At 62.9% G+C, this 12,560-nt stretch carries 8 protein-coding genes; 3 read left to right on the forward strand and 5 right to left on the reverse strand.

The features are described from left to right. Positions 1 to 184: 184 nt before the first annotated feature. Complete coding sequence (glyA, locus tag HX881_RS09025; RefSeq protein WP_017123436.1) at positions 185 to 1,438, reverse strand: serine hydroxymethyltransferase; 1,254 nt, start codon at positions 1,436 to 1,438, stop codon at positions 185 to 187. Positions 1,439 to 1,685: 247 nt separating this feature from the next. Next, entirely contained in the window at positions 1,686 to 5,537 is a 3,852-nt protein-coding gene (locus HX881_RS09030; RefSeq protein ID WP_017123437.1) for a sensor domain-containing protein, read from the reverse strand. Between the two features lie 289 nt (positions 5,538 to 5,826). Here HX881_RS09030 and ettA point away from each other — a divergent pair, with 289 nt between their 5' ends. Next, a complete protein-coding gene (gene ettA / locus HX881_RS09035; RefSeq protein WP_017123438.1) occupies positions 5,827 to 7,491 on the forward strand; it encodes an energy-dependent translational throttle protein EttA in 1,665 nt (554 codons plus the stop codon). Between the two features lie 244 nt (positions 7,492 to 7,735). Further along, entirely contained in the window at positions 7,736 to 9,073 is a 1,338-nt protein-coding gene (gdhA, locus tag HX881_RS09040) for an NADP-specific glutamate dehydrogenase (RefSeq protein ID WP_177084032.1), read from the forward strand. Here the strand turns inward: gdhA and HX881_RS09045 are convergent. Next, positions 9,070 to 9,564 carry a GreA/GreB family elongation factor gene (locus HX881_RS09045; protein WP_017123440.1) on the reverse strand — a complete coding sequence of 165 codons (495 nt, stop codon included), beginning with the start codon at positions 9,562 to 9,564 and terminating at the stop codon, positions 9,070 to 9,072. The genes gdhA and HX881_RS09045 overlap by 4 nt on opposite strands. Positions 9,565 to 9,635: 71 nt before the next feature. Further along, a complete protein-coding gene (locus HX881_RS09050; RefSeq protein ID WP_103032776.1) occupies positions 9,636 to 9,989 on the reverse strand; it encodes a hypothetical protein in 354 nt (117 codons plus the stop codon). Positions 9,990 to 10,261: 272 nt separating this feature from the next. On the opposite strand from HX881_RS09050, the gene HX881_RS09055 reads away from it, so the two are divergent. Next, a complete protein-coding gene (locus HX881_RS09055) occupies positions 10,262 to 10,624 on the forward strand; it encodes a hypothetical protein (protein WP_177084034.1) in 363 nt (120 codons plus the stop codon). Positions 10,625 to 10,642: 18 nt separating this feature from the next. Here the strand turns inward: HX881_RS09055 and HX881_RS09060 are convergent, their stop codons facing one another. Further along, entirely contained in the window at positions 10,643 to 12,496 is a 1,854-nt protein-coding gene (locus HX881_RS09060; protein WP_177084036.1) for an Lnb N-terminal periplasmic domain-containing protein, read from the reverse strand. Between the last annotated feature and the right edge of the window lie 64 nt (positions 12,497 to 12,560).

Raw genomic sequence — 12,560 nt, forward strand, 5'->3', positions numbered from 1 at the left:
GCAAGCCGGCTCCCACAGGATGGTGCTCCGCCATCGCCAGCAAGCCGGCTCCCACAAGAGGGTGCTCCGCCGCCAAGGCGCTGCTCTGCTACGAAGGAGCGACGGACGGCGAGTTTTCTCCAGGCGAAAAAAAGCCCGGTCATCGCTGACCGGGCTTTTTCAATGTTGCGTCAAGCGGGGTTTATCAAGCGCCGTAGACCGGCAGCTTCTTGCAGATGGCCTTGACCTTCTCGCGAACGGCGTCGATCACCGCTTCGTTGTTCAGGTCGGCCAGGATGTCGCAGATCCAGCCGGCCAGCTCGCGGCATTCGGTTTCCTTGAAGCCACGGGTGGTGACTGCCGGGGTGCCGAAACGCAGGCCGGAGGTGACGAACGGGGAGCGTGGGTCGTTCGGTACCGAGTTCTTGTTCACGGTGATGAACGCCTTGCCCAGGGCGGCGTCGGCGTCTTTGCCGGAGATGTCCTGCTTGATCAGCGACAGCAGGAACAGGTGGTTCTTGGTCCCGCCGGAAACCACGTCGAAACCGCGCTCGATGAACACTTCGGCCATGGCCTGGGCGTTCTTCACCACTTGCTCCTGGTAGGCCTTGAACTCAGGCTGCAGGGCTTCCTTGAAGCAGATCGCCTTGGCGGCGATGACGTGCTCCAGCGGGCCGCCCTGGGCGCCCGGGAATACCGCGGAGTTCAGCTTCTTCTCGATGTCGGCGTTGGCGCGAGCGAGGATCAGGCCGCCACGTGGGCCGCGCAGGGTCTTGTGGGTGGTGGTGGTGACGACGTCGGCGAACGGCACCGGGTTCGGGTAGACGCCAGCGGCGACCAGGCCGGCCACGTGGGCCATGTCGACGAACAGGTAGGCGCCGACTTTGTCAGCGATTGCGCGGAAGCGTGGGAAATCGAGGATCTGCGAGTAGGCGGAGAAACCGGCCACGATCATTTTCGGCTTGTGCTCGACCGCCAGGCGCTCGACTTCGTCGTAGTCGATCAGGCCGTTGGCGTCGATGCCGTACTGCACGGCGTTGTACAGCTTGCCGGAGGAGGAAACGCTGGCGCCGTGGGTCAGGTGGCCGCCGTGGGCCAGGCTCATGCCCAGGATGGTGTCGCCGCCTTGCAGCAGGGCCAGGTAGACGGCAGCGTTGGCCTGGGAGCCGGCGTGTGGCTGGACGTTGGCGTAATCGGCGCCGAACAGTTCCTTGGCGCGGTCGATGGCCAGTTGCTCAACCACGTCGACGTATTCGCAGCCGCCGTAGTAACGCTTGCCCGGATAGCCTTCGGCGTACTTGTTGGTCAGGACCGAGCCCTGGGCTTCCATCACCGCGGGGCTGGTGTAGTTTTCCGAGGCGATCAGCTCGATGTGCTCTTCCTGGCGCTGAGCTTCTTGCTCCATGGCGGCAAAGAGATCGGCGTCGTACTTGGCAATAGTCAAATCACGGCTGAACATGGCGGTCCTCAAGGATCGGGGGCAGAAAAGGAAGGCATTCTAACCCAATGGGTTTTATCTGGCATATGAAAGGGCATCATGTCGCAGATAAGCGGTGTTCAGGTTTGCCGGCGGCACCTGCCAGGGCCTCTTCGCGGGCAAGGCCGGTTCCTGCGATTTTGCGTCATGTGCAACACCCGTGGTCGCCCCCGTACTGGTGGGAGCCGGGCTTGCCCGCGAATGCGTCTGTCCAGGCGCCACGGGCCTGTCAGTCGAACATGAACAGCGCATCGTTGCTGAACTGTGCCTCGAAGCGATTGGCGGCCATCGGCCTGCCGAACAGGTAGCCCTGCACTTCGTCGCAACCGTGTTCGCGCAGGAAGTCCAGCTGCTCGTGGGTTTCCACGCCTTCGGCGATCACCGCGAGGTTGAGGCTGTGGGCCATGGCGATGATGGCCCGGGCGATCTGCGCATCCTGTTCGCCCGACGGCAGGCCGTCGACGAAGGTGCGGTCGATCTTCAGGACGTCGATGGGGAACTGCTTGAGGTAGTTGAGCGACGAGTAACCGGTGCCGAAGTCGTCCACGGCGATGCTCAGTCCGAGGTTCTTCAGGCCGGCGAGGATCAGCATCGCCTCGCTGACTTCGCGCATCAGGATACTTTCGGTCAGCTCCAGCTCCAGGCACGCCGGGGGCAGGCCGGTGTCCCGCAGGATGGTGGCGATCCGCGTGCCCAGTTGTCCGTCGGAGAACTGCCGGGCGGAAATGTTCACCGAGACCTTCGGCACCCGGACCTTGTTCTGGTGCCAGGTCTTGAGTTGGCGGCAGGCCTCGGACAGCACCCAGTCACCGACATCCACCACCAGCCCGAGCTCTTCCAGGACCGGGATGAAGTCGCCCGGCGGTACCAGCCCGCGTCGTGGATGGCGCCAGCGCAGCAAGGCTTCGGCGCCGGTCAGGCGCTTGCCGTCGCCGCTGAACTGCGGCTGGTAGTAGAGCACGAACTCGTTCTGTTCCAGGGCGTGGCGCAGGTCGCTTTCCAGTTCCAGGCGCTCCAGAGCGCTGGCGTTCATGTCGGCCTGGTAGAACTGGAAGTTGTTCTTGCCGCGCTCCTTGGCGTGGTACATCGCGGTGTCGGCGTTTTTCATCAACTGACTGAGTTCGCTGCCGTCCTGCGGGCTCAGGGCGATACCGATACTGGCGGTGACGAAAAACTCCCGTCCTTCGAGGACAAAAGGCGTCACCAGGCTCGAAAGGATCTGCTCGGCGACGTGGATCGCCCGGTTCAAGGCCATTTCGCGAGTGACCCGTGGCTGCAGGAGCAAGGTGAACTCGTCGCCGCCCATGCGCGCCACGGTGTCATCCTCGGCGACGCAGGCCAGCAGGCGCGTGGCCATTTCCTTGAGCATGCGGTCGCCGGCGGCATGGCCGAGGGAGTCGTTGATCGGCTTGAAGCGGTCGAGGTCGAGGAACATCAGCACCACCCAGGACTTCTGCCGCTCGGCCTGTTGCAGCGCGGTGTGCAGGCGGTCCTGGAACAGCGTGCGGTTGGGCAGGTGGGTCAGGGCGTCGTAGTAGGCGAGGCGATGGATCCGCTGCTCGCTGGCCTTGCGCTCGCTGATATCGCTGAAGAAGCACACGTAGCTGGCGAGGTCGCCTTCGTCGTCGAGTACGGCGGTGATGCCGACCCAGGCCGGATAGTGCTCGCCACTGCGGCGCTTGAGCCAGACTTCGCCTTCCCAGGTGTTGTGCTGTTGCAGTTGCTTGAGCACATAACGCAGGTGGGCTTCCTGCTGGTCGTCGACCGTCAGCATGTTGGGCAACTGGTCGAGGACATCGGACACGGCATAACCGCTGACGCGGCTGAAGGCCTCGTTGGCCTGGACGATATAGCCGGCCGGATCGGTAATCAGGATCGCCGAGGTCGAGTGCTCGAATACCGTGGCGGCCATGCGCAGGTCTTTTTCCGCGCGGCGCTGCTGGCTGATATCGCGACCGACACCGAGAATCCCTTCGAAGGCGCCGTGCTCGTCCCAGACCAGCACCAGGCGCAGTTCGATCGGGATCTTGCGGCCATCGGCCCGCAGGCAGTCGAACAGGAACAGCTGGGTCTGTACCTGGCTGCGCAGCTCGGCCAGTTGTTCGGGCTTGTCCAGGGCTTTGCTGACCCGCTCCATCAATTGGTAGATGCCGGTCAGTTGCGTCGGGTTGGCGATGGTCGAATGCCAGCCGTTCTTGAATACCCAGTCGACTTCATAACCGAGCACGGCATGCACCGACGGACTGACGTAGTTCAGGTGCAGCTTGCTGTCGGTGGAGAAGATCACATCGCTGATGCTTTCGGCGAGCATTCGGTAGCGCTGTTCGCTGTCGCGCAGGGATTCGCTGGCTTCGATCTGGTCGGTGATGTCCTTGGCGACGCCGATGATCCGCGTGACCTGGTCGTATTTATCCCGGGCCAGCGCCTGTTCGCGGATCTCGAAGCGCCGCCACTGGTTGTCGCGGTGGCGGAAGCGCAACTGGCACTGCAACAGCTGGCTGTAGCCGGCGTGGCGCTGCTGGTGGCGCAGGCGGTGGTAGTGTTCGGCGTCTTCGGGGTGCAGCAGGATTTCCCAGAAGTACTCGCCCATCTGGTGCAGTTCGCTCTTGTTGTAGCCGAGCGTCTGGCCCAGGTGGTGGTTGCTGAAGATCATCCGCTGGCTGATCACGTCCTGGACGTATAGGTGATCCGGCACGGTGCGCACGACATCCGACCAGAACCCTTCGCGCTCCAGCAGCGACAATTCGATCAGCTTGCGGCTGGTGATATCGGTGATGCTGAGGATGACCGCCGGGTAGTCGCCGGGATCTTCCGGCAGGCGCAGTACCAGCCACAGGTGCTGGTCCTGGCCGTGGGCATCGGTGAGCTTGATCTCCAGTTCCAGTTGGCTCTGGTGGTTGATCAGCGCTTCCACCAGCGGGTAGCCGATACCGGTGATCTGGGTCGGGCAACCGTCTATCAGGCACTTCCAGGCGGTCTCGCAGGAGTCGACATTGAGCAGGCGCAGCGCGACCAGGTTGACTTCGGTGATGCGCAATTCTTCCAGCAGCAGGCGACGGTGTTCGGGATCATGGGCGATCCAGCGCTTGAGGCTTTCGCTGTCGGTCAGGTGGTTGTCGGCGAGAAAGGCCGGCAGCCCCGACAGGTCGAGGACGCACAGCGCTACGCCGGTGCCTTCGAAGATGTCCTGGTAGCGACGGCGCCCTTCATGGACCTGGCGCTGGCGCCGGCGCATATTGATCAGGGCCAGCACCGGCAGCATCGACAGTCCCAGTCCCAGCAGGCACTTGCCGATCAGCGCCGGGAGCAGTTCCTCGAGGACCTTGCGCTGGTCGAACAGGCCGCGCAGCTGCCAGTCGCTGTTGGACAGCGGGACGATCAGCACGCTGTTGGCTTCGTCATCCGGTTGCAGCACCGAAGGCCGTGGGGTGATGTCGTTGTCACGGCTGATGACACGATGGTTCAGGCGGTTCTCGATGACCCAGGTCGGCTGGAATTTCTGCTCGGACTGACGGGTAAGGCTCTGGAACAGCGTCGGTGCCAGGCGCAACGCCCAGTAGCCGTTGGTCTCGCCGCTGGCCTGGCGCAGCAGCAGGTGCACCATCGAGCCGTCGTCGTCATTGGTGAAGTAATAGGTCTGGGTGCGACTGCTGCGCCGGACCAGTTCGGCGAGGTAGTCGGCATCGTGGCTGTCGACGGCGCTGTCGCTGATGATGTTGCCCTTGGCGTCGAGCAGGGCAATGCTCTGGATGTCCGGCAGGGACAGGCGCAGCTTGCCGAGCAATTGCTGTTGCTGCTCGCGGTTCTCGGGCTTCTCGAAGATCGGCAGCAGGTTGGCCGCGATCTGCGCATTGAGCTTCATGTTCAGACTGACGTGATCGGCCAGTTCGGCACTGTAGTCGATGCTGTATTGGCGCTGGATCTTGCGGGTGTGCTGGAACTGATCGATCAGTTGCCAGAACAGCAGGGCGAGCAGGAACAACACCAGTATCGCCAGTACGCCTTTGATTGTGCCGCGCAGGGGTGTGCCGGACACATGACGGGATGCGCGCGCGGGCGATGGCGGGTTGGCGTTGGTCAAACTGTGATCCTGCGGTTGGGCTGGATTGGCGCGACGTGCACTATAAGCCGGACGCCCGAAGGGCGGCTAGCATGCCTTGACTTGTGGCAAAGTGCCAGCCCCGTTCGACCGAGCGGTTTGCCCTGTTTCACGCATTCAGGTAGCTTTGCCGGTTACGCGGGAGTTTTGCGCTCCTCTTTGAGGCCGGGATCGGCGTTGCGTTTGACAAGCATGATGCATGCCGCACTATCCCGCCTTGTCCGAGCTACGCTCGCGCCTTTATTCATCAGTCACTGACGCTAGGTTCTCCATGGCTCAATACGTCTTCACCATGCATCGGCTGAGCAAAGTTGTTCCGCCGAAGCGGGAAATCCTGAAAAACATCTCCCTGTCGTTTTTCCCGGGCGCCAAGATCGGCGTTCTTGGCCTGAACGGTTCGGGCAAGTCCACCCTGTTGAAAATCATGGCTGGCGTCGACACCGAGTTCGACGGTGAGGCGCGGCCGATGCCGGAGCTGAATGTCGGCTACCTGCCGCAGGAACCGCAACTGGATCCGACCAAGACCGTGCGTGAAGTGGTCGAGGAAGCGGTCAGCGTGATCAAGGACGCCCAGGCGCGCCTGGACGAGGTCTACGCCGCCTACGCCGACCCGGACGCCGACTTCGACAAGCTGGCCGCCGAACAGGCCAAGCTCGAAGCCATCCTGCAGGCCAGCGACGGTCACAACCTGGAGCGCCAGCTGGAAGTCGCCGCCGATGCGCTGCGCCTGCCGGCCTGGGACGCGAAGGTCGAACACCTGTCCGGCGGTGAAAAGCGCCGTGTGGCCCTGTGCCGCCTGCTGCTGTCGGCTCCCGACATGCTGCTGCTCGACGAACCGACCAACCACCTGGACGCCGACTCCGTCGCCTGGCTGGAGCACTTCCTGCACGACTTCCCGGGCACCGTGGTCGCGATCACGCACGACCGTTACTTCCTCGACAACGTTGCCGGCTGGATCCTCGAACTCGACCGCGGCGCGGGTATTCCGTACGAAGGCAACTACTCGGGCTGGCTGGAAGCCAAGTCCGATCGTCTGGCCCAGGAATCCAAGCAGCAGTCGGCCCATGAAAAGGCCATGAAGGAGGAACTGGAGTGGGTGCGCAAAGGCGCCAAGGCCCGCCAGTCGAAATCCAAGGCCCGTCTGCAGCGCTTCGAGGAAATGCAATCGCAGGAATTCCAGAAGCGCAGCGAGACCAACGAAATCTATATCCCGGCCGGTCCGCGCCTGGGCGACAAGGTCATCGAGTTCAAGAACGTCAGCAAGGGCTATGGCGACCGCGTGTTGATCGACAACCTGTCGTTCAGCATGCCCAAGGGCGCGATTGTCGGCGTGATCGGCGGTAACGGTGCCGGTAAGTCGACCCTGTTCCGCATGCTGATGGGCAAGGAAACCCCGGACTCGGGCAGCATCGAGATCGGTGAGACCGTGCAACTGGCCTGCGTCGACCAGAGCCGCGACGACCTCGACGGCAGCAAGACGGTGTTCCAGCAGATCTCCGACGGTTCCGACCAGATCCGCATCGGCAACTACGAAATCCCTTCGCGTACCTACGTCGGTCGCTTCAACTTCAAGGGCGGCGATCAGCAGAAGTTCGTCAAGGACCTGTCCGGTGGTGAGCGTGGCCGCCTGCATCTGGCCCTGACCCTGAAGGAGGGCGGCAACGTCCTGCTGCTCGACGAACCGTCCAACGACCTCGACGTGGAAACCCTGCGTTCCCTGGAAGAAGCCCTGCTGGACTTCCCGGGCGCGGCCATCGTGATCTCCCACGATCGGTGGTTCCTGGACCGTGTGGCGACGCACATCCTCGCTTACGAAGACGACTCGCAAGCGGTGTTCTTCGAAGGCAACTACACCGAATACGAAGCGGATCGCAAGAAACGCCTCGGTGACGCAGCGGCCCAGCCGCACCGCGTACGGCACAAGAAACTGGCCTGATCAGGTCGGTGGTCGAGAAAACGGAGCCTTCGGGCTCCGTTTTTTTTGCCTGTCGTTCCCAGGTGCAACCCGGGTGGCTGATAGCCTTTTTATGGTGCGTTTTGCGCCCTGAACTCGGAATATTTATATAAATTGCACCATTTAAATTCATAACTGCGACATTTTGCACTGTCGTAGTGCTCTTTCAATTGCTACAGTCCGGGTCAATCTCCTGATAACGACAACTCATTGACGAGACTTTTTCATGATCGAATCCGTTGACCACTTCCTCGCCCGCCTGAAAAAACGCGACCCGGACCAACCGGAATTCCATCAGGCGGTGGAGGAGGTCCTGCGCAGTCTCTGGCCGTTTCTGGAGAGTCATCCGCACTACCTGGCCTCGGGCATTCTTGAGCGTCTGTGCGAGCCGGAGCGGGCCGTGGTGTTTCGCGTGTCGTGGGTCGACGACCAGGGCAAGGTCCAGGTCAATCGTGGTTTCCGTATCCAGATGAACAGCGCCATCGGCCCCTACAAGGGCGGCCTGCGTTTCCACCCGTCGGTGAATCTCGGTGTGTTGAAGTTCCTCGCCTTCGAGCAGACCTTCAAGAACGCCCTGACCTCGCTGCCGATGGGCGGCGGCAAGGGCGGCTCGGACTTCGATCCCAAGGGCAAGAGTGACGCGGAGGTCATGCGTTTCTGCCAGGCGTTCATGAGCGAGCTGTACCGGCATATCGGTGCCGACGTAGACGTCCCGGCCGGTGATATCGGAGTCGGCGCCCGGGAGATCGGCTTCCTGTTCGGTCAGTACAAGCGCCTGGCCAACCAGTTCACCTCGGTACTGACCGGCAAGGGCATGACCTACGGCGGCAGCCTGATCCGTCCGGAAGCCACTGGCTTTGGCTGTGTGTATTTCGCCGAGGAAATGCTCAAGCGCAAGGGCGATGGGGTCGAGGGCAAGCGCGTGGCGATCTCCGGTTCCGGCAACGTTGCACAGTACGCCGCGCGCAAGGTCATGGACCTGGGCGGCAAGGTGATTTCGCTGTCCGACTCCGAAGGCACGCTGTATTGCGAGGCCGGCCTGACCGACGAACAGTGGCAGGCGCTGCTGGCGTTGAAGAACGTCCAGCGCGGGCGGATCAGCGAGCTGGCGCAACGCTTTGGCCTGGAGTTCCTCGCCGGCCAGCATCCGTGGACCCTGAGCTGCGATATCGCGCTGCCCTGCGCGACGCAGAACGAACTGGACGCCGAGGCGGCCCGGACCCTGTTGCGCAATGGCTGCCTGTGCGTGGCCGAGGGTGCGAACATGCCGACCACCCTGGAGGCTGTGGATATCTTTATCGAGGCGGGCATCCTGTTCGCCCCGGGCAAGGCTTCGAATGCCGGTGGCGTGGCGGTCAGTGGCCTGGAGATGTCACAGAATGCCATGCGCCTGTTGTGGACCGCCGGCGAGGTCGACAGCAAGCTGCACGGCATCATGCAATCGATCCATCATGCCTGCGTGCATTACGGCGAGGAAAACGGCCGGGTCAACTACGTCAAGGGCGCGAACATCGCCGGCTTCGTCAAGGTCGCCGAGGCCATGCTGGCCCAGGGTGTGGTTTAAGCCGGGTCGATGCGCAGGATCTCGATCAGCTGGTCCCCGGCCGGTCGTTTCCACAGCACTTCATCGCCGGGGTGCGCGCCGAGCAGCGCCCGTCCCAGCGGCGAGCCCCAGTTGATCAGGCCGCTGGCGTAGTCGGCCTGGTCTTCGCCGACGAGCTGGACCTGTTGTTCCTCGTCCTGTTCGTTGGCGAAGGTGACGCGGCTGCCGATCTGCACCACTTCGCTGGAGGTCGCCGGAGCGGCCAGCATGGCGCTGGACAGGCGCTGGTTGAAATAGCGCAGGTCCCGTTCGATATCGGCCTGGCGCTGTTTGTCGGCCTGTTCACCGAGGGCGCTCTGCCGGCTGTATTCGGCCTGCAACCCGGCGACGCGTTCCTGCAACTGGGCCAGGCCCGTCGCGGTGACGTAGTTGGGCTGCGTGCTGACCTGGCGCTCCACCGGCTGGCTGGCCTGGGCGGCGGCGCTGTCTTCGTTGACGAAGGCACGACTCATGGCATTCTCCCGTGCATGGCATATGGACCATGCTCGCAGGATTCGGTGCCGGGGAATTGTCCGAAAGCGACCTATTGCGAACGGTAGGCCCGTGCGGCGTCACGGTCTTTCTCCTGTTGCCAGGCGCGTTCGCGCTCGTCCCAGTGGCGGTTCTTGTAGGTGTCGCGGTCCTGATTCTCGAGCATGGCCTGGCATTGCCGGAAGCCGTCATCCCAGCCCGTGGCGTATTCACGTTCCTGGAGATAGCGGGAAACGTTCTTGCGGAATTCGCCGGTGATCGCACCGGCGGCTTGCCGGCCACTGCCGCAGCCGTCGTCGAAGCCATCGGCGAACGCCGGTGGATAACCCTGGGCGAGCAGGTGATCGTGGGTCGATTCACAGCCCGCCAATCCCATCATTGCTGCCAGCAACAGCCAACGCCACATCGTGATACCCGTACAGATCGACCCCTATGGAGTTGAGTGTAGAAGGTCGCGCGTGAGCGCAGCGTCAAGAGGTTGTGATGAACCTGTTGAGCCTGTTCGCGCTCCTGTGACGTCGGGCAATGAGCGGTTTGTGCGTCTGGGCAGTAAACTTTTTCGACCCGGGTCGTTATCTTTCTGTTCAGGTTAAAGCAGTACCGGGCGCTCTGTGCCAGGTGTTTCAGTCCCGCGCCAGGGCGTGGGGGCAATCGCAGTCGAAAGAAAGAGAGTCGTGTATGAGTTGCTTCAAACCCCATGGCGTGGGTGTCGGCCTGACCCTGTCCGCCTGTGTTGCCGTGGGTGACCCCTTGCCGGCGAGCTCTTTGGAGAGCACCTTGTTGGGCCGTTATGGCATAACGCCAGATCAGTTGCCCGTGGCAACTCAGGTGGAAGTGTCTTACGAGAAGTCGCCCAGCCTGTTTCAACTGAAGCCCGAGGCGCCTCTGGTGGATGTCCGCTTCGGCGAGCGGAAGGGGCCGGAGGAAGTGGGCAATATCACCATCGACAACATGGCCCGGCGCGATTACGAGCGTTGCCTGCGACTGCAGGGCGAGTTGCTTGAGCGCGAGTCCGGACGACCGAACCCGCGCTGTGGATAGCGGGCCATCAGTCCCGCCTCAGTAGTGATACCACTTCAGTTCCAGCATGACCTCGTTTTCCGCCGAGGCCAGTTTGCTGAACTCGCGCTGGGCGCTCAGGCGCAGGCCCAGGTTGCGCGACAGCTCCCATTGCTGGTTAAGGCTCAGGCTGCGGCGTACTTCGCCATTGGTGAAGTAGTCACCCTTGGCTTCCACGCTGAGATTGCCCAGCGGGTTTTTCCACAGCAGCCCGGTATCGAACCCGGCGGCCGGTGAGACGAACGCGGCGAAATCGGCATTGTGTTCCACGCGCACGGTGCCGAGGGCGAAGCCGAGCAGCTCATCGTTCAATTGCCAGGTACCGCCGGCCCCGCCATTGACGTGGCTGACCAGGGTCTGGTCATCGTGCTTGCCCGGCACCCGCTCCAGGCCGCCGGTCACTTGCCAGGACCAGGGTTGCAGCAGCGCGTTGCGCGGTGTCAGCGAGCGAATGGTGGCCAGGTCCAGTTGCTGCAATTGCCAGTGGTTGCCTTCGTACTGGCGCAGTTTCATCTGCAGGATTTCGATCTGGGCGCCGAGCGGGAAGCCCTCGGCGTTGTCGTTCAGGTCGTGATAGGCCATGCGCAGGCCGTACTCGCCGAAGGCCTTGTCGCCGCGGGTGCCGATCCCGGCCTGCCAAGTGCGCGACTCATGGCCGTTTTCCGGCAGTCCGGGCGGCGTGATCTGCAACTCTGGCGCGGGGTTCTGGTTGATCGCCCGGAGCAGTTCGAAGCTGCGTTGCGAGCGCACCGGGTCGCGCTCCAGGCCGTTGGCCCGATAACGTTCGAGGCGATAGGCGGCATCGACGATCAGCGCCTGGCGGGCCCTGGGCTGGGCCTTGAACAGCGGGTCCTGGAGGACTTTCTGGTCGGCGCTGACTTTCAGGACCCAGGCCTGCTCATCGTCCGTCAGGGGCTTGGCCCGTTCCAGCAGTTCGCGTTCACGGGACGGGCGATAGTCGATCCTTTCCACCAGGCCGGCCTCCTTGACCGCCTTCACCGTGTCGGTGGGGATGGCGGTCAGCGGGAACTGCCCGGTCAGGCGCAGGCTCGGGCGGGCAACCTGCAGCAGTTCCAGGAGGCGATAGGAGCAGTTTTCGTCGAAGAAGAAGTAGTCGAACTGAATCTGCTTGAGTTCCCAGACGTGCTCGACCATGCGTTGGGTTTCTTCCGGCGTGAGGTTCAGCCGGTATTCCCACAGGTCGCGGTTTTCCAGGCTGCGGTATTCGGAGAGTTTTTCCTGGTAGGGCACCAGGGCGAACAGGCCGGGGTAGCCGCCCATCAGGCCTTTCCAGGCATACAGAATGCTGTTGTCCGAGCCTTCGATATAGGCCCCGAAGTTGATCGCGTAGCTGAGCAGCGCGGTCTGGTCGCGCTGGACATCTTCCTGGTCGATACGCAGCAGGGTGTGGCCGAACATCGACGAGGGGCTGTTCAGGTAGGCCGCCGGAAAGATCATCACCGTGCTGTGGGGCGAGACGTCCTTGAACCACTGGTTGAAGTCGGAGCAGTCCGGGGCCGGCAGGTCGGTCAGTTGCAGTTGCGCCTTGAGCCAGCGGCTGCGGGCCGGGTAGACGCACTGGGCGTGCTGGTTGCCGGCGCTGGCCGGGGCATATAGCGCGGCGACGGTGGCTTTCAGTTCCGCATCCGGGTGATGGGCGCCGTCGGCGGCGAGGAAGAATTTCTTGTCGCTCACATAGCTGCGCCAGCCGCCCAGCTTGGCGCTTTCGTAATGGCCCAGGGAGATCCAGAAGGGATCGTTGGCCAGTTGTTGCAAACGTTGATCATCGATGTGCGAAGCGGCTTGGAGCGGGGCGCAGACACAGAGCGCCAGGTAGGCAAGGCGTTTGAGCATGATGGGCAACTGTTGTCCGGCGAAAGAGGGTAGGGCAGGGGTTGCCCGCTCCGGAAGGAGCGGG

Origin of the sequence: Pseudomonas gingeri, from assembly GCF_013386115.1 — a bacterium.
Lineage (GTDB): Bacteria > Pseudomonadota > Gammaproteobacteria > Pseudomonadales > Pseudomonadaceae > Aquipseudomonas > Aquipseudomonas gingeri.

Coding starts and splice junctions, on each gene's coding strand:
- gdhA (WP_177084032.1), top strand. CDS start 7,736: ATGATCGAATCCGTTGACCACTTCCTCGCCCGCCTGAAAAAACGCGAC.
- HX881_RS09050 (WP_103032776.1), bottom strand. CDS start 9,989: ATGTGGCGTTGGCTGTTGCTGGCAGCAATGATGGGATTGGCGGGCTGT.
- HX881_RS09055 (WP_177084034.1), top strand. CDS start 10,262: ATGAGTTGCTTCAAACCCCATGGCGTGGGTGTCGGCCTGACCCTGTCC.
- HX881_RS09045 (WP_017123440.1), bottom strand. CDS start 9,564: ATGAGTCGTGCCTTCGTCAACGAAGACAGCGCCGCCGCCCAGGCCAGC.
- ettA (WP_017123438.1), top strand. CDS start 5,827: ATGGCTCAATACGTCTTCACCATGCATCGGCTGAGCAAAGTTGTTCCG.
- HX881_RS09060 (WP_177084036.1), bottom strand. CDS start 12,496: ATGCTCAAACGCCTTGCCTACCTGGCGCTCTGTGTCTGCGCCCCGCTC.
- glyA (WP_017123436.1), bottom strand. CDS start 1,438: ATGTTCAGCCGTGATTTGACTATTGCCAAGTACGACGCCGATCTCTTT.